General features: G+C 49.2%; 21 protein-coding genes. 11 read left to right on the top strand and 10 right to left on the bottom strand.

Annotated features, from left to right (window positions below):
- Nucleotides 1-352: 352 nt before the first annotated feature.
- Nucleotides 353-538 carry a DUF1661 domain-containing protein gene (locus PGN_RS11045; protein WP_021665871.1) on the top strand — a complete coding sequence of 62 codons (186 nt, stop codon included), beginning with the start codon at nucleotides 353-355 and terminating at the stop codon, nucleotides 536-538.
- A gap of 245 nt (nucleotides 539-783) precedes the next feature.
- Here the strand turns inward: PGN_RS11045 and sufD are convergent, their stop codons facing one another.
- From sufD to rimP, 7 genes are all read right to left on the bottom strand, one after another.
- Nucleotides 784-2,127 (bottom strand): Fe-S cluster assembly protein SufD, encoded by a 1,344-nt coding sequence (sufD, locus tag PGN_RS01715; RefSeq protein ID WP_012457448.1) that lies wholly within the window; start codon nucleotides 2,125-2,127, stop codon nucleotides 784-786.
- A 6-nt stretch (nucleotides 2,128-2,133) separates the two neighbouring features.
- Nucleotides 2,134-2,886, bottom strand: a complete 753-nt coding sequence (gene sufC / locus PGN_RS01710; protein ID WP_004583906.1) for a Fe-S cluster assembly ATPase SufC — start codon at nucleotides 2,884-2,886, stop codon at nucleotides 2,134-2,136.
- Between the two features lie 39 nt (nucleotides 2,887-2,925).
- The gene (sufB, locus tag PGN_RS01705; RefSeq protein WP_004583905.1) at nucleotides 2,926-4,371 is read right to left on the bottom strand and encodes a Fe-S cluster assembly protein SufB; all 1,446 of its coding nucleotides are present in this window, start codon (nucleotides 4,369-4,371) and stop codon (nucleotides 2,926-2,928) included.
- A 33-nt stretch (nucleotides 4,372-4,404) separates the two neighbouring features.
- Nucleotides 4,405-4,896, bottom strand: a complete 492-nt coding sequence (locus PGN_RS01700; protein WP_005874174.1) for a CvpA family protein — start codon at nucleotides 4,894-4,896, stop codon at nucleotides 4,405-4,407.
- Nucleotides 4,897-4,923: 27 nt separating this feature from the next.
- Nucleotides 4,924-7,863, bottom strand: a complete 2,940-nt coding sequence (infB, locus tag PGN_RS01695) for a translation initiation factor IF-2 (protein ID WP_012457447.1) — start codon at nucleotides 7,861-7,863, stop codon at nucleotides 4,924-4,926.
- Between the two features lie 95 nt (nucleotides 7,864-7,958).
- A complete protein-coding gene (gene nusA / locus PGN_RS01690) occupies nucleotides 7,959-9,293 on the bottom strand; it encodes a transcription termination factor NusA (RefSeq protein WP_005874171.1) in 1,335 nt (444 codons plus the stop codon).
- Nucleotides 9,294-9,339: 46 nt separating this feature from the next.
- Nucleotides 9,340-9,798, bottom strand: a complete 459-nt coding sequence (gene rimP / locus PGN_RS01685) for a ribosome assembly cofactor RimP (protein ID WP_012457446.1) — start codon at nucleotides 9,796-9,798, stop codon at nucleotides 9,340-9,342.
- A gap of 575 nt (nucleotides 9,799-10,373) precedes the next feature.
- On the opposite strand from rimP, the gene PGN_RS11570 reads away from it, so the two are divergent.
- The 10 genes from PGN_RS11570 (at nucleotide 10,374) to PGN_RS11565 (ending at nucleotide 18,526) form a co-directional block, all read left to right on the top strand.
- On the top strand, nucleotides 10,374-10,550 hold the full coding sequence (locus PGN_RS11570) for a hypothetical protein (RefSeq protein WP_005874164.1): 177 nt from the start codon (nucleotides 10,374-10,376) through the stop codon (nucleotides 10,548-10,550).
- Nucleotides 10,551-10,656: 106 nt separating this feature from the next.
- Entirely contained in the window at nucleotides 10,657-12,516 is a 1,860-nt protein-coding gene (locus tag PGN_RS01680) for an oxaloacetate decarboxylase (RefSeq protein WP_012457445.1), read from the top strand.
- A gap of 96 nt (nucleotides 12,517-12,612) precedes the next feature.
- A complete protein-coding gene (locus PGN_RS01675; RefSeq protein WP_012457444.1) occupies nucleotides 12,613-12,945 on the top strand; it encodes a translation initiation factor in 333 nt (110 codons plus the stop codon).
- Between the two features lie 206 nt (nucleotides 12,946-13,151).
- Nucleotides 13,152-13,406, top strand: coding sequence for a hypothetical protein (locus PGN_RS01670; protein WP_004583895.1), 255 nt, complete (start codon nucleotides 13,152-13,154; stop codon nucleotides 13,404-13,406).
- Between the two features lie 164 nt (nucleotides 13,407-13,570).
- The gene (locus tag PGN_RS01665; protein ID WP_004583894.1) at nucleotides 13,571-14,683 is read left to right on the top strand and encodes a universal stress protein; all 1,113 of its coding nucleotides are present in this window, start codon (nucleotides 13,571-13,573) and stop codon (nucleotides 14,681-14,683) included.
- A 319-nt stretch (nucleotides 14,684-15,002) separates the two neighbouring features.
- Nucleotides 15,003-15,479, top strand: coding sequence for a hypothetical protein (locus PGN_RS01655; RefSeq protein WP_004583892.1), 477 nt, complete (start codon nucleotides 15,003-15,005; stop codon nucleotides 15,477-15,479).
- Between the two features lie 15 nt (nucleotides 15,480-15,494).
- Complete coding sequence (gene rsmI, locus PGN_RS01650) at nucleotides 15,495-16,196, top strand: 16S rRNA (cytidine(1402)-2'-O)-methyltransferase (RefSeq protein WP_005874163.1); 702 nt, start codon at nucleotides 15,495-15,497, stop codon at nucleotides 16,194-16,196.
- 44 nt (nucleotides 16,197-16,240) lie between these two features.
- Nucleotides 16,241-17,095, top strand: coding sequence for a hypothetical protein (locus tag PGN_RS01645; protein WP_004583890.1), 855 nt, complete (start codon nucleotides 16,241-16,243; stop codon nucleotides 17,093-17,095).
- Nucleotides 17,096-17,243: 148 nt separating this feature from the next.
- Entirely contained in the window at nucleotides 17,244-18,059 is an 816-nt protein-coding gene (locus PGN_RS01640) for a YjjG family noncanonical pyrimidine nucleotidase (protein ID WP_012457443.1), read from the top strand.
- Between the two features lie 293 nt (nucleotides 18,060-18,352).
- Nucleotides 18,353-18,526, top strand: coding sequence for a hypothetical protein (locus PGN_RS11565; protein WP_169924597.1), 174 nt, complete (start codon nucleotides 18,353-18,355; stop codon nucleotides 18,524-18,526).
- A 474-nt stretch (nucleotides 18,527-19,000) separates the two neighbouring features.
- On the opposite strand, the gene ung is transcribed toward PGN_RS11565, so the two are convergent.
- The 3 genes from ung to PGN_RS01625 all read right to left on the bottom strand — a co-directional run bounded on the left by ung (nucleotide 19,001) and on the right by PGN_RS01625 (nucleotide 22,896).
- A complete protein-coding gene (gene ung / locus PGN_RS01635; RefSeq protein WP_012457441.1) occupies nucleotides 19,001-19,669 on the bottom strand; it encodes a uracil-DNA glycosylase in 669 nt (222 codons plus the stop codon).
- 33 nt (nucleotides 19,670-19,702) lie between these two features.
- Nucleotides 19,703-21,223: a hypothetical protein gene (locus PGN_RS01630; protein WP_012457440.1), complete on the bottom strand. Its 1,521-nt coding sequence runs from the start codon at nucleotides 21,221-21,223 to the stop codon at nucleotides 19,703-19,705.
- 71 nt (nucleotides 21,224-21,294) lie between these two features.
- Nucleotides 21,295-22,896, bottom strand: coding sequence for a S41 family peptidase (locus tag PGN_RS01625; protein WP_012457439.1), 1,602 nt, complete (start codon nucleotides 22,894-22,896; stop codon nucleotides 21,295-21,297).
- Nucleotides 22,897-23,590 lie beyond the last annotated feature (694 nt).

The raw sequence follows: 23,590 nt of genomic DNA, 5'->3' as shown, positions 1-23,590 counted from the left end.
TGCGCTTAGATCGAACTGACATTAAATACGAGTATAGTCCATTATTATCAGTACCTCAGGTGCAAAGAAAGCCTACCGAAAGCCGGCTTTAGAGAGTTATTCATTACACACTGCAAGCAGTGCTTCGGAGAGAGGTTTCGATCGGTCGGTATAGGTTATGCCGACTGCTAAGAGCCGGTGACTTAATGCCACGCAATCGGCGTTTTCGCCCTAAGACAACCAATACCTGAGACACCGGGGCAACCTGCTCAATACAGTGCCTGAATCTGTACTCGGAAGTCCGAGAAAGTAGACATCGCTACTCCCTCTCCCCGCGATGGTTTAGGCTCCAAAAATTGCCGGCTTTACAGCCATGAAAGAGTGGCGTGTGATTTTTTACGTTTTGGTTCGGGAGGTAAAAATTTTACGCGCCAAAGCGAAAAAATTCTCGCGCCGTTTTCTCTGGATTTACAGACCACAATCCGAACTTTTTCGGTTCGTAATTTATCGAAGTGGCAGATTTTACCGCATTAAGATCAGAGATGTCAGTTCGATCTAAGCGCAAATAGGGAAGTTGGGTCTGGGTCGAACTGACGACTAACTATGCCACAAGGCAGATGGCGGTATTCCGTAGAGGATGATGAGCTATCCCTACAGCGTAACTCGAAGAGCTGTAGAGCGTAGCTCGACCCTCCTCCGGAAAAACAAATCCATCAGCAAGGACGGCCTTGCTGATGGATAAGAAACCAATCTTTTCTTGTCCTAATAGCTGTAAAGCTTTTGTAGGACGAGACGAAAGTATTTTTAGTAGCAGATATTGCAGGAGCCACACCGCATGCAGCCTCCGCGGAACCGATGTTCGATAATGTCGCGCAGACGTTCACGAAGCTGCTCGATATGAACCAGCTTGACTACATCATCGGTAAAGGCCACGCTAAGCATAGTCTTGGCTTCAGCCAGAGGAATGCCGCGCTGACGCAGATAGAAGAGAGCGTCGTCGTCCAGCTGCCCCGTAGTCATACCATGCGAACACTTCACATCATCGGCATAGATCTCCAACTGCGGCTTGGAGTACATGCGAGCCGTATCATCCAGAAGGAGGTTGCGATTGTTCTGATAAGCTGCCGTTTTCTGTGCCCCTTTCGCCACATAGATTCGTCCGGAGAAAGCTCCCTGCGCCTGCCGGCTGAGAATGTATTTGAAGAGTTCATTGCTTTGGCAGTTGGGAACGAGGTGCTCTATCCGGCTGTAGTTATCGACATGCTGTTTCCCTTCGGCAATCGCCATTCCGCCCAAGGTCAGATCAGCCCCTTCCCCTTCAAGATGGCAGTAGTAGTTATTGCGTGTCAGACCGTTGTGAATCGTCATGCAGTTGATCGTCACATTCGAATTCGCGGCTTGGCGTACATGGACTGAAGCTATACGCTTGGTGTTTTTGCTGCTTTCTTCAAGATCGTACAAGGCGAATCGACTGTTCTCCGCAGCGAATATCTCTACAACTTCCGTTACGAGGAAAGAATGCGTATCCAGCGTGTGTTCGCATATCAGCAGAGAGGCTTCGGCATCTTTGCCCAAGATAATGAGCAAGCGACGATTGGCGAGGATCTCCATGTCGGCTCTGAGCAGTTGCACGAGCTGGATCGGATTCTTCAGCACAGCTCCATCCGGCAGATATATGACGAATCCATCTTGAGCAAACATCGTACTGAAAGCTATGATGCCATCGTGATCGGGTGCAGCGGCTTGAGCATAATAACGAGCTGCTATCTCCGGATGGCTGAGGACAAAATCGCTCAGACTGCCGACAAATGCTCCTTCCGGCAATTCGGATACGCGACTCCATTCGTTGTCGTATGCATCATTGACAATGTAGCAAAGGTCCGTGTCCAAATCCGGCAGCGTACAATGAAAAGCTTCTTTCTGTCTGATTGGGAAATTGACACGATTCAGGTTTACTCCGTAGTCATAACCGAATAGTTCAGACAAATCGGTACGCTGATAGTTCTCGATGCCATACCGAGGCAATCCCTTCGAGGCGAAAGCCATCGACGCCTTCTCCCGTTGCTCATTGAGCACTCGGGGAGAGTGGCTGTCTATTGCTTCGCGATTCTCTCGGAAGAGTTGCAGATATTGTTCTTCTACCTTCATATCCGATTATTCTCCTATCTCTTCCTTGATCCAGTCGTAACCTTTTTCTTCTAGCGTGAGAGCCAGCTCGGCTCCTCCCGACTTGACGATGCGTCCCTTGTAAAGGACGTGTACGAAGTCCGGCTTGATATACTCGAGCAAACGCTGATAGTGTGTGATCACAATAGCAGCATTCTCCGGAGAGCGGAGTCGGTTTACCCCGCCTGCTACGATGCGGAGAGCGTCGATATCGAGTCCGCTATCGGTTTCGTCCAAAATAGCCAGCTTGGGTTCGAGCATAGCCATTTGGAAGATTTCGTTCCTCTTTTTTTCTCCACCGGAGAAGCCTTCGTTCACAGAACGGCTGGCCAATTTGTTGTCCAGCTCCACAATGGCACGCTTCTCTCGCATCATCTTGAGGAAGTCGCTTGCCGATACGGGTTCTGCTCCGATCGCTTTCCTATGTTCATTGACAGCTGCCCTCATGAAATTCACCATGCTGACGCCCGGGATCTCGACCGGATATTGGAAACTGAGAAAGAGTCCGAGGTGTGCACGTTCTTCCGGTTCGAGTTCGAGCAGATCGATTCCATTGAATGTCACCTCTCCTTCCGTGACTTCAAAAGAGGGATGTCCCACCAAAACGGAAGAGAGCGTACTTTTCCCCGATCCGTTCGGCCCCATGATAGCATGAATCTCTCCGGCATTGATCTCCAGATCGATTCCTTTCAATATCTCTTTGCCCTGTACTGTGGCGTGGAGGTTCTTTATCTTAAGCATACTTGAGTGTTTTTTATTTTGAAATGATTGCAGAGATCTTTATCCCACCGATCCTTCGAGAGAGATACTAAGTAGTTTCTGTGCCTCTACGGCAAATTCCATAGGCAGTTTATTCATCACTTCTTTGGCATAACCGTTGACGATCAGCCCTACGGCCTCTTCCGTACCGATTCCTCTTTGGTTGCAGTAGAATATCTGCTCTTCACTGATCTTGGATGTCGTAGCTTCATGCTCGATGATAGCCGTATCGTTTTGGACATCCGCATAAGGGTATGTATGAGCACCGCAGTGATCGCTAAGCAGTAGACTGTCGCATTGCGAATGGTTACGAGCATTGACCGCATTCTTGGAGATCTTGACCAATCCTCGGTAGCTGTTCTGACTTGAACCGGCCGATATACCTTTCGATACGATACGGCTACGGGTATTTTTGCCGAGATGGATCATCTTCGTACCCGTATCTGCCTGCTGGAAATTATTGGTAACAGCAACGGAGTAAAACTCCGCTATCGAATTGTCGCCACGCAGGACACAGCTGGGATATTTCCATGTGATGGCAGAACCTGTCTCGACCTGCGTCCAAGATATTTTTGAATTGTCGCCTTTGCAGACACCTCGCTTGGTCACGAAGTTGTAGATACCGCCTTTACCCTCTTTGTCTCCGGGATACCAATTCTGTACCGTAGAATACTTGACTTCCGCATTGGTCTCGGCAATGATCTCCACGATTGCAGCATGAAGTTGATTTTCATCCCGCTGGGGAGCCGTACAGCCTTCAAGATAGCTCACATAAGAATCCTCATCGGCAACGATCAGCGTTCGTTCGAACTGTCCTGTATTGGCTGCATTGATTCGGAAATAAGTAGAAAGCTCCATCGGACATCTGACGCCTTTGGGGATATACACAAAGGAGCCGTCGCTAAATACGGCAGAGTTGAGAGCTGCAAAGAAGTTGTCCTTACTGCTAACGACTGTACCCAGATATTTCTTGACCAAATCGGGGAAATCCTTCACAGCCTCGCTGAAAGAACAGAAGATGATTCCTTTCTCTGCCAGTTTTTCTTTGAAAGTTGTTTTCACTGATACACTGTCCATCACTGCATCCACAGCCATTCCACTCAAAATCTTCTGCTCTTCGAGTGGAATGCCGAGCTTGTCGAATGTCTTCAGTAGTTCGGGATCCACTTCGTCCAAACTCTTGGGCCCCTTTTTCTTTTTCGGAGCTGCATAATAGATAATATCTTGGTAGTCTATCGGTGGAATATTGAGGTGTGCCCAGTCGGGCTCTTTCATAGAGAGCCAGTGCCTATAGGCATTCAGGCGGAATTCGAGAAGCCATTCCGGCTCTTCCTTCTTCGCAGATATGAGACGAACTGTATCTTCGGAAAGTCCGCGTCCTATAGTTTCTGTTTCGATGTCGGTTACGAAGCCGTATTTATATTCACTGCCTGTAACCTCATCCAATATATTATTGTTCTCTTGCATATTTGAAGTCTCTGAGTAAGCTCTTTACGAATTTCAATTCATAAACAGCCGATGGGGGCTAAAAGTTGGGACTATGTTTTTTACATGGTCATACAGCATCGAAGTATTGCGAAGGGACGGATTGTCACTGTCCGCTTCGTCTCTTGAAAAAACATTGTCGGCAATCAGGAAAAGATAGCTCATCAGAATAGCTGCTATACCTATCCCGACTATTCCGCCGGCCAAGTGATTGAGAATGCCGATAGGAGTCTTGCCAACGATTTTCGAGACCTTATTGCCGACCATCGGGATGATAATCAAAATAGCCAAGAACCCAACGATCAAAGCAAAAGTATGAGCCACGCCTCGTGAAAGGCCGAAAAAAGGTCCGATCCACGTCTCTATGGGAACGGCAAGTAAGGCACAACCATACGTGGCAACGACTATGGCTATAAGTGAAACTGCCTGTTTGATGATACCATCAAACAGGCCTTTCAGTAATCCTATCGCCAAAATTATCAGTATGGCTAAATCGATCGCGTTCATGGGTGGTAACCCGTCTCGGTTCGATCTTTAGAGAGTCTTTTTGATTTCGATCTCGTCGAAAGCTTCGATTATATCACCATCTTGGATGTCGTTCGAGTGAGCCAGATTAAGACCGCATTCGAGTCCGGCCACCACTTCCTTGGCATCGTCCTTGAATCGTTTCAGAGAGCCAAGCTCTCCGGTGTGGATCACTATACCGTCGCGTATGAGACGAACCTTGCTTGTTCGCTTGACCTTACCTTCCTTGACCATACAACCGGCGATCGTACCGACCTTACTGATCTTAAAGGTCTGCAATACTTCCAGAGAGCCGGTAACCTCTTCGCGAATCTCAGGCGAAAGCATGCCCTCCATGGCAGACTTGATGTCTTCGATCGTGTCGTAGATAATAGAATAGGTACGGATCTCTACGCCATCGGTTTCCGCTTGCTTGCGGGCAGCCACGCTGGGACGAACCTGGAATCCGATGATAATAGCAGATGAAGCTGCTGCGAGCACCACATCCGATTCGGAAATCTGCCCCACAGCTTTGTGGATGACATTGACTTGGATTTCTTCTGTAGACAGACGGATGAGCGAATCGGACAAAGCTTCTACCGAGCCGTCCACGTCCCCCTTGACAATGAGGTTCAGCTCTTGGAAGTTGCCGATTGCACGGCGACGGCTGATGTCTTCGAGCGTGAGTATCTTGTGTGTACGCAATCCCTGCTCACGCTGGAGTTGCTCTCGGCGGTTAGCTATTTCGCGAGCCTCCTGCTCCGTCTCCAATACATTGAAAGTATCACCGGCAGCCGGCGCGCCGTTCAGACCGAGGATTAGTACCGGTTCGGACGGTCCTGCCTGCTTCACGCGCTGATTCCGTTCGTTGAACATGGCTTTGATGCGTCCGTGACAGGTACCGGCCAGAACCACATCGCCCATATTGAGCGTACCGTTCTGTACCATGACAGTGGAGACATAACCTCTTCCCTTGTCCAGAGAAGACTCGATGATCGAACCGATGGCACGGCGGTTAGGATTGGCTTTCAGCTCTAAGATATCCGCTTCGAGCAGAACCTTCTCCAGCAATTCGGTGATGTTGATGCCTTTCTTGGCCGAGATCTCCTGACTTTGATATTTGCCACCCCAGTCCTCAACGAGGTAGTTCATGTTTGCAAGCTGCTCTTTGATCCTTTCGGGATTGGCAGCCGGTTTGTCTATCTTATTGATGGCGAATACCATCGGCACACCTGCCGCTGAAGCATGATTGATGGCTTCGACTGTCTGTGGCATCACATCGTCGTCAGCAGCAACGATAATGATGGCAATATCCGTAATCTTCGCACCACGGGCACGCATAGCCGTAAAGGCTTCGTGTCCCGGCGTATCCAAAAATGTAATACGGCGGCCACTGGGAAGTTTCAGACCATAGGCTCCGATGTGCTGGGTGATACCCCCTGCTTCCCCTTCGATCACATTCGTATTCCTAATGCGGTCCAGTAGCGAAGTCTTACCGTGGTCTACGTGTCCCATGACCGTAACGATCGGAGGACGCGCAACGAGGTCTTCCTCATTATCCTCTTCGGGGGCAATGGCTTCTACCAAATCCGCGCTGACAAACTCCGTCTTGAAGCCAAATTCTTCAGCTACGATATTGATCGTTTCGGCATCGAGACGCTGATTGATACCGACCATCATACCGATACTCATGCAAGTGGCGATGACTTCGTTCACGGGGACGTCCATCATATTGGACAGGTCACTTACGGTAACGAATTCGGTCAGCTTCAGTGTGTGCTGCTCTTCGCTGTTCAGCTCCATGGCATCCTGAGCTGCACGGGAAGCCGCATCACGCTTGTCCTTCCTGTATTTGGCTCCACGCCCGAGCGTGGTACTTGTTTTTTTCGTCGTGAGGCGTGCCAGCGTCTCTTTTACTTGTCTCTGTACATCTTCGTCCGAGATCTCCACCTTGGGTGGGAGAGACTGACGCTTGTTGTTCTTGCGGCCTCCGGAAGCGTTGGACTGCTGCTGAGCCGGACGGTTGTTGTTCTTATTGCCGGACGGATGGTTTCCTCCTCCGGCATTACGTTTGCCCTGCTCTCCGCTCACCTTTGCCGCCTCTTTCTTGACATCTACGGCAGCTTTGTTGATGCGCTTGCGTTTCTTCTTGCCATCGGCATCGTTCTGCTCGCGCTGGCGGTCTTCCTTCGTCTTTTTTTTGGGACGCGTGGATGAATTGATCGAGGAGAGGTCTATCTTTCCGACCACCTTCACTTGTGGCTCCTGCGTGTTGGTCTTCAGACGGAAAACTTCTTCGGTGTCTTCTTTTTTCTCCATCTCTTGAGCCGGAGGAGGTGTTTCAGCTTCTTGAGGTTTCTGTGTCATGACCGGTTGCTGTGGTTTATCCACAGGTTTTTCGACCGGCTTGGCAACGGGAGCCGCCTGTACAGGCTCCTCCGGTTTGGGTTCCTCCCGTTTAGGCTCTTCTTGCTTTGGTTTTTCTTCCTTGGGCTTATCTTCCTTGACGGGGACGACCTTTGTTTCCTCTTTTACAGGTGCAGTTTCTCTTGCGGGTTTGTCCTCACGCACGGTGTCAGGCTCCTTGTCCTTGGGCGAAGGAACCGGTTCAGCCGGCTTTTCGGTCTCTACTTTCCCTTTGATCGTAAAGCGAGGTCGCATGTCTTGAGGCACTTCCGTAGCTATTACCTGAGCTTCTTTCGCTGCCATTCCCGCGGTTTCCTCTTTGGCGGACGGAGCAGATGCAGGAGTGCCTTGCTTTTGCTTGACGAATTTCTTGCGAATGCGCTCGGCCTCACCCTTGGGCAGCGACTTGCCAAATTCGGTCAGCAGCAGATCGAACTCTTCATTCTCAATGCGAACATTGGGATTGTTGTCCTCCACATCGAAACCTTTTTTCCGAAGAAAGCCGGCGAGGGAGCCTACTCCTACATTTAACTCTTTAGCTAAGCTGAATAATTTTATTGACATACTAACCTTTTCTTCTTCTGTGATTTATGCTGCACCTTTGTGAGGATTGTACTATAAGATGAGGGATGGGGAGGAGACTGCTTTTGTTCTTCTTATTACTCTTGCTTCAGATCGTCTTCGGCAGAGAAATTGTCCAAATCATCCGAATCGGTACTTTGATTATCAGTCACCTGATCCTCATCGGCAAATTCGGCACTCAGGACTCCGAGTACATAGTCTATGGTGGAGTCTTCCAAATCCGTCTCTTTGATCAGATCTTCTCTGTTCTTGCTGAGCACGCTCTTGGCCGTATTGCAACCGATATTCTTGAACAGGTCGATGATCCACTGGTCGATCTCGTCGTTGAATTCGTCCAGATAGATGTCTTCTTCGTCCATATCGTCTATGTCACGGAACACTTCGATCTGATAACCCGTCAGCCCCGATGCCAGCTTGATATTCGAGGCATTCTTTCCGATGGCCAAAGGCACTTCTTCGGGGCGCAGGAATACTTCGGCCTTATGCTCTGCTTCGAGCAGGCGAATCGAAGATATACGTGCAGGGCTGAGTGCCCGCTGGATGAAGAGGGCGGTGTTCGTCGTGTACTGCGTAACGTCGATATTCTCGCCTCTCAGTTCGCGCACGATACCTCGTATGCGCGAACCGTTCATACCCACACAGGCTCCTACGGGGTCGATACGATCGTCGTAAGACTCTACGGCCATCTTGGCCCTCTCTCCCGGGATACGGGCTACGCAGCGGATGGTGATCAGGCCATCGGCAATCTCCGGTACATTCAGCTCGAAAAGCCTCTTGAGGAACTCTCCGCTTGTACGCGATACGATGATCTTGGGATTGTTGTTGGCGTTCTCCACGCGCTCCACAACGGCGTGAACGGTCTCACCTTTGCGGAAAAAGTCGCTTGGGATCTGCTCGCTCTTCGGCATCAGGAGTTCGTTGCCGTCGTCGTCGATAAGCAGAGCCTCACGCTTCCATACCTGATATACTTCAGCCGAAATGAGCTGCCCGATACGTTCCGTGAATGTATTGAACAGGTTTTCCTTCTGAAGCTCCATAATCTTGCTGGAGAGAGCTTGGCGAAGATTGAGAATGGCACGGCGACCGAATGAAGCGAAGTTCACGGAGTCCGTTACTTCCTCACCGACCTCCGCCTCGGGGTCGATCTCGTGAGCATCCGACAGAGACACTTCGCGACTTTCGTCCTCTACGGCACCGTCCTCTACTACCTGACGGGTGCGCCATATTTCGAAGTCGCCTTTCTCCGGATTGATGATTACGTCGAAGTTGTCGTCCGATCCGAAGATTTTTGCCAGAACGTTCCGGAAGGAATCCTCCAGGACGTTGATCATCGTCTCTTTGTCAATGTTTTTCAGCTCTTTGAATTCTGCCAGCGATTCTATCATGCTGATCGTCTCTTGCTTCTTGGCCATAGGACTCTCTTTATGGTGTATTCTCTTGATTCTTTTTTACTATTGCTTATATGATACGCACGGCCTGTTTGATGTCGGCCATGACTATTGTCAACTCTTGAGTTTCAGGCTTTTTGCGCTTGGCTCCTTCCGGCTTCACCATGCGTACCACTTCCAGCTTGATAGCTTCGGGAGCGACAGTAATAAGGCGACCGGTTTCCTTCATCCCATTGGTTAGCAGTACGGACAGCTCGCTATCAATGCAGTTCTCCCACTGGCGCATCACTTTCAGAGGAGACGTCAGCCCGGTCGAGCCTACTTCCAGTTCGTAGTCTTCTAGATCCCGATCCACTTGGGATTCGATGTGCCGGCTCAGTGCTACGCACTCATCTATGCAAACTCCTTGTGCGCTATCCAGCTCTACGAGGATCCTGTTGCCCGGATGTATCGCCACCTCCACGAGGAAAGTCTCCCCGGTGGACAAATAATCCGAAACGATCCGAACGATTTGTTCTCTGTCTATCATCTCGCTCTGTACTTATTGGACATTGGGATAAACAAAAAGGAGGAACCTTGATCGGGTCGCCTCCTCCATCCATCCGTAACAGCTGCAAAGGTAATCTTTTTTTACTATGGAGCAAATAACTTGCCTTCGCTGCACATCCCACAAATATGTGCAACACAATTGTAATTTTATAATTTTAGCAAGAAGCACTCGAACGGAGTTCTGAATCCGAGTTTCTTTCTTGGTCTATGGCTTCAGTTTGTTCTGTATAATGGAGATCTGTTTGGTCGTTATATCGATGAAAGAATTACATGAGGCATACCTATTATTACATAAGGGAGCCGGTATGCACCACGGCCTCTGCTGTCGAAGCCTTTCTCGACAGGTAGCAGGAATTGCTTTCCGAGCGGTTGCGGAGCATGAAAAAGCATAATTGCGGATCGAAAAAAGATGGTTCGAGAAAAAAATAAAACTCGAGCCAAAAGCAAAAAAATCTCGCGCGTAAAGATTTTCCTTGTGGTTCGAGTTTTTGAGATTTTAGGCTCGGCAATTCTCCGTCTTTCGGCACCAAAAAACAAACCGATATCTACTCCCGAATGAACAATCTCTCCGGAATCGTTTCTATAGGAGGCGATGGATCAGCTTGTGACCTCTCGATCAGTCTATTACGGGGTATGCCGGTCTTCGATTCGGGCTGTTCGGAAATGGATGGATCGGCGGTGCTCCGCTTCATCGCTACAGGGGTGTGGAAAAATTCATTTCGGCCGGATTAACTATGGAATTATTTGATACCTTTGCTTTTGTGGTTTAGCATATCACAGTCGGTATTTATATAAAGGAAGAAGTCAAGTACACAACACGAAATCGCTTGAAAACAATATGAAGAAGGAAATCAAATTCAGTCTGATGTACCGCGACATGTGGCAGTCGTCAGGCAAGTACCAACCACGAAAAGATCAATTGGAACGCATAGCTCCCGTTATTGTGGAGATGGGTTGCTTTGCGCGAGTGGAAACGAACGGAGGTGCATTCGAGCAGGTGAATCTCCTGTATGGGGAGAACCCCAACAAAGCAGTGCGCGCTTTCACCAAACCGCTCAACGAAGCGGGTATTCAGACCCACATGCTGGACCGCGGACTCAACGGACTTCGTATGTTCCCCGTACCGGCTGATGTGCGCCGGCTGATGTACAAGGTGAAGAAAGCACAGGGCGTGGACATCACACGTATATTCGATGGCCTGAATGATGCTCGCAATATCATTCCATCCATCAAATATGCACTGGAAGCCGGCATGATCCCACAGGCTACGCTTTGTATCACGTTCTCTCCCGTACACACGGTGGAGTACTACTCCAATCTGGCCGATGAGCTGATCGCAGCAGGGGCACCGGAGATCTGCCTGAAAGATATGGCCGGTATCGGTCGTCCTCATTTCCTCGGTCAGCTGGTGAAATCCATCAAGACCAAGCACCCCGATGTAATCATCGAATATCACGGCCACTCAGGTCCCGGCTTCTCTGTCGCTTCCATGCTGGAGGTTTGCGAGAATGGGGCTGACATCATCGACGTAGCTATGGAGCCTATCTCTTGGGGTAAGGTGCATCCGGATGTGATCACCATCCAGCAGATGCTCAAGGATGCCGGCTTCAAAGTGCCGGAGATCAATATGGATGCCTACATGAAAGCTCGAAGCCTGACACAGGAGTTTATAGACGACTTCTTGGGCTATTTCATGGATCCGTCGAACAAAGAGACGAGCTCGCTGCTCGTGGGATGCGGTCTCCCCGGCGGTATGATGGGATCCATGATGGCCGACCTGAAAGGGGTACATGCAGGTATCAATATGTTCCTCAAAGGAAAGGGCGAGCCGGAGATGACCATCGATCAGCTACTGGTACGTCTCTTCCAAGAGGTAGAGTATGTATGGCCGCGCCTTGGCTATCCTCCTTTGGTAACTCCTTTCAGCCAGTATGTGAAGAATGTTGCCCTGATGAACGTGTACAACATGATACGGGGCGAAGGGCGTTGGCAAGCCATCGACCAGAACACATGGGGTATGATCCTCGGCAAATCGGGCCGTTTGCCCGGCAAACTCGATCCGGAGATCATCGCTTTGGCAAAAGAGAAGGGAATGGAATTTTCGGATGCCGATCCTCAGCAATTTTATCCTGATGCCTTGGACGAATTTCGCAAGGAAATGGATCAGAACGGTTGGGAGTATGGCCCAGACGACGAAGAGCTATTCGAGCTTGCCATGCACGACCGTCAATATCGCGACTACAAGAGCGGCGTAGCCAAGGAGCGCTTCAATGCCGATCTGGACAAAGCCAAAGCCGATCGCATGGCTAAGCAGGGATATAGCGACGAAGACATCAAAAAAGCTAAGCGTGCCGGATGTGATCCGATCGTGGCACCCTGCTCCGGACGACTCTATTGGGAAATCGATACGGAAGAGCAATCCATCGCTCCGGCTATCGGTGCCGAATATCGTACCGGCCAGCCTTTCTGCTACATCGAAAACCAATTTGGCTATATCGAGAAAGTCTATTGTACATTCACCGGCCGTATTACGGAGGTAGTAGCACAAGGCACTGTGGTGAAAAAAGGCGATGAGATAGCTTATCTGCGCACAGCTGAAAAGGAGATCATGTGGGAAGGTGCGAATGAGCATATCGTTCGTGTCGAAGCCATGCCTGAGCCGCGCAAGCGCATTACCAAGTCGGCCAAGAAGAACTAATCCGCACTAAGACGCGCGGTATTCGATTAGGAACAAAGGCTGTCGTGGAGGTTGTGGTATCTCCTCGGCAGCTTTTATTTATGGAGGATATAAAATATGAGTGACTGGAAGAACAGACTGGGGGTCATGTACAGTACGAATCCCGATTTCCAATACGAACATGAAGACAGCGAAGAGGTAGCTGAGACGCTTCCTCCGGAGAAACAACGTCTGCGCATCACGCTGGATCGGAAGCAGCGTCGGGGCAAAGAGGTCACTCTCGTGAGCGGATACGTCGGTTCCGCCGACGATCTGACTGATCTGTCGCGCCTGCTCAAGCAGCGATGCGGAGTGGGAGGAGCAGCCAAAGACGGAGAAATAATCATCCAAGGCAATCAGGTCGAAAAGGTGAAAGAGATACTACGAAGTTTGCACTATGGTGTGAAGTAGTGATTAGGTATTCCCTTTTTCACAGCACAAGCGTTTATCCATCGTCTTTTTTTTCGGCTCTTTCCCCTCGGAGGCAAAGCCAAGCCTTTGCAGGATAAAGAGCGGATAGAAGCTTTTGAGTTTTGGTATTGTCAAATAATATGTCTAAGTTAGGGGCAGAATAACAAACTGATTGTTGAACCACAAAAAAAGACGAAATTATTCCCATGACTAAGACAATCACATTCAATGAACTGAGAAGAATCAAAGACAGCTTGCCCGATGGCGCTATGCAACGCATTGCCGATGAGTTGGGGCTGCGAGTGGAAACCGTACGCAACTATTTCGGCGGTGCCAATTTCAGAGAAGGTCGTAGCTGCGGTGTTCATATCGAAGCAGGACCGGAAGGAGGTATTGTTGAGTTGGATGACACAACTATCTTAGAGAGAGCTTTGTCTATGCTGGGCGAAGCCAATGCATAGTCCTTTGAGGCAGGCGTTTCCCCAATAATAAACTCGGAGCCACTTCCGGTCTGCAATAAGAAGCGACCGAAGTGGCTTTTTTGCGAATAGCGCACAGATACACAGCACGAAAACAGCGAAAATGATCACAATAAGGAACTAACCCAACAACATGTTTTATTGAGATGAAAGAAGAAAAATTAGTGACCCTGGCTATTCATTCCTATGAGAAAGCCCAGATACTGAAGTCTCTCCTCGAAACTGAGGGTATAGAAGCGTATCTTCATAATGTGAATCAGATACAACCCGTTATCTCTGCCGGCGTTCGGGTGAGGATCAAAGAGACCGATCTACCTCGTGCTCTCAGTATTATAGAGGATAACAAATGGGATCAGGAGGATCCCAAGAAACGAGCGAAAAATACGGAGGAATATGTTCTCATCCCTGTGGACTTCAGCGAATATACGATGAAGATATGCGAACTGGGCTTCAACTTTGCAGCCCGTCGCGGACTTCGGGTCGTATTGATGCACGTCTATATCAGTCCGTTTTTCTCCACACCTCTTACGGTGGGCGATACGGCTGTGTTCCAGCTCAGCAATGAAGTCAGCCTGCGCAAAGAATACCAGCGTGTACAACGTCTGATGAACAAGCTCAAGAAAGAGCTGCGTGAAAGGATAACGCGAGAAGAACTTCCCGAAATATCTTTCTCCTCTGTCCTTTTGGACGGTGCTCCGGAAGATGTGATCCTTAGTTACTGCAAGCGACACAGACCCGTAATGATCGTGATGGGGACGCGAGGCAAATCGCGCAAGGATTCGGATCTGATCGGAAGCGTTGCAGCCGAAGTAATAGATTCGAGCAAGGTACCTGTGTTGGTTATTCCGGAAGAAGTGCCGTTCAGCGATTTGAATCAGGCCAAGCATGTAGCAGTGGCTACGAGCTTCGACCAACGCGATCTGGTGCTCTTCGATGCCATGATGAAGCTGCTGGACAAGAACAACCCTTCGTACAGCATCTTCAATATCTCAGTGGGCACACCGGAATGGAACCAAGTGCAACTCAAAGCCATCAGGGAGTATCATGCGCATCACTATCCCGATGCCACGATCAAAGTGAGCATGCTGGACGAAGGAGACTTCTCCCTCGCTTTGGAAAAATTCATTCGTCAGGAAAAGGTGGATATGATTGTGGTCAATACTTATCGAAGGAATTTCTTCGCTCGCTTCTTCAATCCGAGTATGGCACGACGAATGCTCTTCCATGCCGGAACACCGCTTTTGGTAATGCACAATTAGAATCTCTCCGGCTTTTCGGCTGAGAAGCTCCTGTTTGCTTCAGAGAGCCGTTTAGACCTGATAAGATACACCTCTACATAAGGACTGCCCGAGTATCGAATGGCAGTCCTTTTTTTCGTTTGATTCTGTGTTCGGATGGGGGGGGGGAAGCCCGTCATCGGAGTGCTTTTTTTACCCTCCGAAGTCGTATTTTTATCTGCGCGAAGTATGCTTTTGGGCATATTTACAGGATGTATATTTCTGTCAAAGTGCGGATTTCTCATTTTTTTTTCTGTAAGTTTGTGCCGAACAAATATGTTTTAACTCAAGAGTCAGCCTGATGAATCCGGCAAATGATGCTGATATTTTTGATGTGCTAACGCACTTGGAACGTCTCTTCGGCGATAGAGAGAAACTCTCGGAATTGACTCCAAATGAGGCGATTGAGATTTTTGACAGGCTGAGTCGTATCAACGGTATGCTTATTCGTGAAGCGTCAAGACAAAAGGAGCAAACGAAGCAACCCGTTGTGCTAACGGAAATAACACCTCAAGAGGGAAAACAAGAGGAGAGACCCTCTCCTGCAGGCTTCGATTTGCAGAAGATAGTCTCTACGTTGGATTTTTTTCGCTTTAGACGGGAGTTGTTTCAAGACGATGACAAGCTTATGCGAGACATCTCTGCCCATCTCGGATTGCTGTCGTCAGCGGCTGAAGCTATGATCTATTTGCATCAGCGGATGCAATGGGAGGCAGAGGATCCGGTGGTAAATGACTTTGCGGAAGTAGTGTCGGATTTCTTCCGTAGAAGGAACTGAACCGTAGGATTTGCGATGGAAGGACGTTTGACAGTCGTGCCGACTCCTATCGGCAATTTGGAGGATATTACCTTGAGAGCCTTGAAGGTACTGCGCGAAGCAGACCTGATTTTGGCAGAGGACACGCGTACCAGCAGTGTATTGCTCCACCATTACGACATTCACTGTCCGCTCCAGAGCCATCATAAATTCAACGAACATCGTACGGCCAAGTCATTGGCCGAACGGATATCCGGAGGTGAACGCATAGCTTTGATCTCCGACGCCGGAACTCCCGGGATCAGCGACCCTGGTTTTTTGCTTGTCAGAGCATGTGCCGAGTTGGGTGTAGTGGTAGAATGTCTGCCCGGACCTACAGCATTGATTCCGGCTTTGGTAGCAAGCGGACTCCCTGCCGACAGGTTTGTTTTCGAAGGTTTTCTGCCTGTCAAGAAAGGCCGCCAAACTCGAATGAAAGAATTGGCCGAAGAGCTCCGGACGATGATATTTTATGAGTCGCCCCATCGGGTGCTCAGGACTCTGACCCAATTTGTGGAGACTTTCGGTCTCGATCGACCAGCTGCTGCATGCCGGGAGCTGAGCAAACTCCACGAAGAGGTGATCCGCGGAACACTCGCGGAATTACTGGCTCACTTCGAAAACCACCCTCCAAGGGGAGAATTCGTTCTCATCGTGGGTGGAGCCGCCCCGAAAGGGAGAAAAGAAGAGAAGCAATAAGTTATGAATGAATGAAGTGTCACGCTAATAAAAGTATTACGAACATGAAGAAGAAACTGTTTATCGCCACAGCGCTAACTCTTGCCTTGGTATCATGTGGAAAAAACTCCAGTGCCTATAAAGAGCTGAAAATGCAGTATGACTCTATTGCAGCAGTAAACAGCCAACACGAATCCGAATTGGCAGAGATGGACTCCATTATCAGTGGAGTTCTGACCAACTTCCAAGAAATCTCTGCCATGGAAGGCATGATCAATCTCAATCCTCTGAGCGGAGATATTCGTGCCAGCCAGCGCGATCGCATCAATGACAATATGAGACTGATCAACGAAAAGCTCCAAGCCAACCGCAAGAGCATCGACGATCTGACCGAAAAGCTCCAAAAGAGCGGACGTGAGAACAGCCGCCTGATGAAGACTTTGACACAGTTGCGCCAGCAACTCGAAGCAAAAACTCAGGAAGTAAACCAGCTGCGTGAAGAATTGGAGCGCAAGAATATCGCCATCGGCATGCTTGACTCCACAGTTATCTCACAGGGAGCGCAACTTGAGAGCAGTGCAAGAGAAAATGCGACTTTGGCAGAACAGAATGCTCGTCAGGATCGCGAACTCAATACTGTGCGCTACTGTATAGGAACAAGCAGCGACCTCAAAGAAATGAATATCGTTCGTCGTGGTCAGGTATTGACTGAAGGGCATAACGATACATACTTCACGAAGGCCGATATGCGCAACCTGAAAGTGATCCCGCTCATGGCCAAGAAAGCTAATGTGCTGACCAGCCATCCTGCATCATCATACGAATTGATTCGCGGCACAGACAAGATGCTCACCCTTCGTATCAAGGATCCCCAGGCTTTCTGGAAAAACTCCAAAATGCTCGTTATCCAAACCAATTAATCGGGCGAATCATTTAGAATCTCACACATAGGGCATTTATAAAGAGGGTGTGTCAGAACGTAAGTTGGACACACCCTCTTCTCTTGTTTCAGAAAGGTAGAGGTGCGGTTTTCAGCGGATAGGCTCGAGTGGTTCTGTAAAGGTGGATATGTTTGTATCACCGGCTGTAGAACTGCATACCGCTGCCTCTGCTGTTTTGCCCCTTCTCCTTCCTTCCGACACTTCGGGTTTGGCCGCATCCTCATGTACTCATTCCGTTTTTTCCATGATAAAACATCTTTTTATCGATCTCGACGATACGCTTTGGGACACTTATCATAATAATAAGAGTAGCCTCGAAGAGTTGTATCATACACATGCCTGGGATAGATATTTCGACTCGTTCGAAACTTTCTTCAGTATATATTTGCCTCACAATGAAGCCCTTTGGTCTGAGTATCGGTATGGGCAAATCGATAAGCCGACCCTTACTTTGGAGCGTTTCAGAAGGCCTTTCACCGGATATCTCACTTTGTCTGATGAACAAATACTAACATGGAATGCAGAGTTTCTGTCCATTACCGGGCGGAAAACTCGACTTTGCCCTCATGCTCTGGAGGTGATGGAGTATCTGCACCGTTACTACAAGGTTTATATCCTTAGCAACGGCTTTCGAGAAATCCAGCATGCCAAACTGACCAATAGTGGTTTGGCACCCTATATTGACCGAGTGATTCTATCCGAAGATGCGGGTATCAACAAGCCAAACAAAAAGATATTCGACTTCGCACTCGTCAAAGCCAAAGCCAGAAAGACGGAAAGCATCATGATAGGAGATAGCTGGGAAGCCGATATAGTCGGGGCGGCCAATGCCGGTCTGGCATCTGTCTGGTATAACCCGAACAGACATATCTTACCTGATGACGGTGTACGAGCACCCATGCATATTATTTCCTCTTTGTCCGAGCTGATGCAGATATTCTGACTCTCTTGTGCCGTTTTGTTCTTGACAAAGAGGGCACAAACCTCATCTCCGGTTATTCGGATGCATATCGGTACACCTTTCTTATCACCTGTTTGGAATCCTTCTCCAAGCAGGTTTTCTTTTTTAACGTGAGTTCGATGTAAGCGATATGGTGTCGATTCTCATAAGAGCCACCTTATCGATCAAGCTCTTGTTGGGGCATTGACTATAACCGATCAGAAAATGAAAGGGAAAAAGTTTGACGTCTCATTGGACGTCGGATCCACTCGAAGTCGAAATCTTTCAACTGAGAAATGAAATACGCTGACAAACAGCATATTGCATATTTTTCTTGGATTGAATCCGCATTGTTTTATAGCCGTTCGGAACATACTCCGAAAGGGGGTCGAGCTACGCCCTACAGCGACTCGGGCTACGCCGTAGAGCGTACTGAGCTGCGCTCTACGGCTCTTCGAGCTACGCTGTAGGGCTCACCGCGCCGGGCTCTACGGCTCAGCTCGGCCACCTCTACGGCTCACGGAGCGGAACTCTACGGCTCGGCTCGCTACGCTGTAGAGCGTACCTCGCCGAGCTCTACAGCGTAGCTCGAAGAGCCGTACGGGATAGCCCGTTATCCTCTACGGTGTACCGCCATCTGCCTTGTGGTATAGCCCATCTTCCTGTACGGACTGCAACATTCGGTCAAAAAAGCAATCCGAATTTCAATGTTGGTTCGATCCAGGCAGAAGCAGGATTGCCCCCTATACAATTGCCTGAACGGAACAACCTATAACTCCCAAGATCTTAGTGTGTAACCCGCTAATCAGGGAACGAATACATTGGCGTTTTCTTACGCCGAACAGGGGTTGTTTATGGTGTGCCTCTTCGATCGAGGTGTACTCCACCTACATGTAGTCCTCGGAAGGGAACAAAGCCGGCCAATCACGTTTCTAATCAAGGTGCTACCAAACGATCGGGGCTATGCCGTGCTGGCGGAGATATGCGTTGGTTCGGCTGAAATGCTTGCAGCCAAAAAAACCGCGATGTGCTGAGAGTGGCGAAGGATGAGGTGCTTCGAGAATGAGATGACGGCGAGGATCGATCATGGCTGATTTTCGGCGGGCATAACTTCCCCAGAGGAGAAAGACAAGGTGTTCTCTACGCTTGGCCAAGGCTTCTATGGCCGCATCCGTAAAGGTCTCCCATCCATGCCCTTGGTGGCTACCGGCCTGACTTGCACGAACAGTAAGCGTGGCATTGAGCAGTAATACTCCTTGCTCTACCCACGGCAAAAGACTTCCTCCATCTATATGAGCCGGCTGTCCGGTATCGGTACGAATTTCTTCGCAGATATTGCGTAAGCTGGGAGGGATGGGTATACCGGTCGGCACTGAGAAAGCCAACCCTTCGGCTTGCCCGGGTTCATGATAGGGATCTTGTCCAAGAATAACGACTTTGACGCGGTCGAAAGGGCAAGTGTCAAATGCTCGAAAAATAAATCGGGCCGGGGGGTAAATCGGACTCTGCCGATACTCTTCACGCACAAAGTCGGTCAGCTTTTCGAAATAAAATTTATCGAATTCTTCCTGTAAAACCTTTTTCCATCCGGCTTCAATTTGTACCTCTTTCATGTTTTTCTGTTTATGTAACGTGTATATTGTCTTTCAAGGACGGGGCTTTACTTCGAAAGCCCCCACGGTAGCTGTCCGGCGGGGTTCTCCGGTCAAGTCATTGGGGAACAACGCTATGATAGCAGGATCGGCTTTCCCTACGAATGGGGCATTGGGCAGAGGATGATAGTCGTAGCGGAAGTTGTACTTCTTTTTGATCAAGTCGTACCCTACACTATAATAGATACTGTCGGTCGGGTTGTTCTTGTCGGCCTCCATCACATTATATCCGACATTGAGGATGCTCGAACGGGCACGTACATAGCTGTTGCGTATCGTAAGGCGTGCAAGTACCGGGGCTTCATTATCGGACGGTGAACCGTCGGACAGACTGATTTCTCCTCCACTCTCTTTATCTCCCTGTTTGACCACAGACCGACTGCCATCGACAATGCTGTTGGACAAAATCAGACGACTGTCCGATGAGGGAGTATAGGATCCGCCTGCCACATCGGGAGCGAATGCCGTCACGTAGCGCAAGGCTTCCCCTTGGCGGTTGTCCCATCTATAGAAATTGCAAACAGTGCTTTGGGTCAATTCGCATACGCTGCCGAAGAGGGCTACAGTATAGCCGAGGGTATTGCTGATCTCGCTGTTCAGAATACGGATATAGCCACCGGAAGCAGCCAGACCGGAGCCTTTCGTATTGGTGACCATACAGCCATCCAAAAGCAATTTTGGGGTGGTGACATCCTTACCGCCTTCGGCAATGATTCCCCACCGACCGTTGCGGATAGTAGTATAACGAAGTTCATTGCCACGACTCTCTTCAGAGAAAAGAATCCCGCCCCACTGTCCGGGAACGAGGGTATAAGGTACATCCTGTACGAGGAGATCGTGGCGCAGATTCTCTATCATCACTCGCTTGGCCGGATTGCCCTCCGCCATTAGGCGACCCCGAACCTTGATGTGGGCCTTATTGGCCATCAGCAGACGGCATCCGGCAGGTAAAGTAAGGGTAGCACCCTGCTGAACGACAAGGCTGTCGAGAAGCAAGGTGGGACGTTGTGCTCCAAATATCGTATCCCGATCGATAACCAAAGCGGTCACTTCGTCTACATTCTGACGAAAACCCTGCAACAGGACATAGTCCGTACGTCCATTGATAAGGAAACGGAGAGAGTCTTTAACCTCGACCGGATCATCGCTCTCCCCTTCAGGAAAAGTAGCTTCGACGAAGATGAACATACTATCCTTCGGAAGAATGGTCAGATCGGAAAACTTGGTGCCTACATGTCCGTCCACATTCACACGGTAGCCACGGTTTTTGCCTCCCACCAGCTCCACTTCGCTCAGACGTAGCGAACGATTGAGCCGGTTGTATACCATGAATGTCCGAGTGGAAGAACTGACTCGGCTGAAAAGGGTATCGAACTTGATGGTATCGGCAGAAAATTCGGCACGATCTTCCGGAGACTCGGCATATTTGTCGAAGTCATCCGAACAGCTGCCATTGGCAAGTACGAAGCCCACAGCGAGTAATATGACAGCTGTCAATCTACTTATCTCTTTCATAATCCTCTACAAAGCTAACGTAACCGAGCGGTTGTTTGGTATCTTTCCGGTGTCCCCTTTTATGCTAAATATTACTTTCCGAGGAGACGTTTGTATTCGTCGGAATCATTGAGGAGATCGAGTGCTTTTATATATTCCTTATCCATGCGATTGAAGAAATAGAAGAAGTCGTTCTCCCCCAGAATATCACGTGCGATATAGGCATGGAGCTGACACTTGATAAGCTCTTCGGCTTGAGCAAAAAGTTCGGTGCTCCATGTGATTTTCTCAGCTTCGGCAAATGCTTTCAGGCTTTCAGTCAGTTCTTCGGGAATGCTAAACGTGGCGTATGACTGTCTGTCGGGGAAGCGTTGGCGCAGTTTCTGACGATGTGCATCCACATATTTGAGTACAGCCCGATTAAAGATACCCTTGTTCAGCAGCTCACGATGCAGCTTGTTGAACAAGGCCGTATCCGTTGGGATGAAAAGATCCGGCATAATGCCTCCCCCACCATAAACGGTGCGCCCCGTGACGAGAGTCTTGTAGCGAAGAGAATCGGGGAAACGGATGCTGTCGCTGTGGATGGATTCGCCGTGTTTGAAGCGACCGATCAATTCCTGTTCGTATGCTTTGAAATTCCCTTTTGCATAAGGTTTCTGGATGCTACGTCCCGAAGGTGTATAATAGCGGGCGATAGTCAGCCGGATCATCGAACCATCCTGAAAGGGCAATGGACGCTGTACCAGTCCTTTGCCGAAAGTACGCCGTCCGATAACGACTCCTCTGTCCCAATCTTGTATAGCCCCGGCCAATATCTCGCTGGCTGAAGCCGAAAACTCATTGACGAGAACGACCAAAGGCAAGTCCTTCGGGAGGAGGTTATTGCTCGTAGCCTCCATGCGCTCACTGATCCGTGGCATACGATTGTTTCTGACGGTCAGTACCGTACTTCCTTCGGGTAGAAAAGTTCCGGCCATCTCCACAGCCTGATCAAGTATACCGCCACCATTGAATCTCAGATCAAGCACCAACTGCTGCATACCACGTCCTCGCAAAAGAGCTATGCCCTCGGCAAACTCATCGTAGGTAGTGCGCGAAAATCTACTCAGTCTGATATATCCTGTACGTTCGTCGACCATATAGCAGGCCTCGCGGCTATGAACAGGGACAAGGCCTCGCTTGACGGTGATATTGAGTCTGTCGTTCCCCCGCCATACGCCGAGTTTGACCTTGCTTCCTCGCGGACCACGCAAGCGTTTCATCACGTCATTGGTCTTCATCTTGACTCCTGCAATGACAGTATCATCCACTGATACAATGCGATCACCGGCCAACAATCCGGCCTTTTCCGAAGGGCCTCCGGCAATCACCTGTACCACATAGACCGTATCCGTGAGCATATTGAACTGCACGCCTATACCGTCGAATCCGGCATTTAGAGGCTCCAATTCGCTCTTTGTCTCCTCTGCATCGGAATAAACAGAGTGAGGGTCCAATTCGCTCAAGACCCCCCGAATGGCATATTCGGTCAGCTTGTTGTTGTCCACACTGTCCACATACAGGCTGCTGATAGCATACACAGCCGTTTCCAGCTTACGTAGGGCCTCTTTCATACTACTACTGAGTTTCTGTGCAGATGCCGAACAGCCCAGTAGGAGCAGGAGTATAATCGATTTGCTTGCTTTATTCATTTTTTACGAAATCTTTCTTATTTCAGCGTCCAAAGATAGCACACCTTAGCACAAACGAAAAGTCTATGATCCGGAGCTTCCGCTTGGTATTTATACACCTCAATACAGCTAATTCCGAAACGGCAGTCCATTTCGAGACCTTTGCACAATAAGCAGGCACTTTATCCATTTATCCATTCATTTTATTGTGTGTCGGCCGATTGTTTTGTGTGTTTATGGTATGATCAATGACACAAAACGATGGCACGACAAGGAAAATCATCCGACGAAGAGGTTTCGTTCAGGGACGTCATGTCAGCGAATCGATACAGGAAAGCACGGAATGTATTCTCGAACCAAGTCGATATGCTTATCGATTGGCAACGTATTCGGGCGCTGCTCTCTATTCACTTGGCAGCCATACACCTACTCATTGATCTTTCCTTGAGATACAAAGAATGAACTTCCACGAGAGGATACTATGGTCTCACATGAGAGGATACTATGGTCTCATATGAGAGGATACTATGGTCTCATATGAGAGGATACTATGGTCTCACATGAGAGGATACTATGGTCTCACATGAGAGGATACTATGGTCTCGCATGAGAGGATACTATGGTCTATTGATGGAAGATGCTATCTGCTCTCTGCCGGATGGCAGGTTCGGGGAGTGGGAGGTTCCGTGCGAGCTGTTAAACCGATAGATGAGAC

The sequence above is a fragment of the Porphyromonas gingivalis ATCC 33277 genome (assembly GCF_000010505.1).
Lineage (GTDB): Bacteria > Bacteroidota > Bacteroidia > Bacteroidales > Porphyromonadaceae > Porphyromonas > Porphyromonas gingivalis.
The sequence above is the reverse complement of the archived record's forward strand: the minus strand, read 5'-3'. Positions and strand labels throughout refer to the sequence as shown.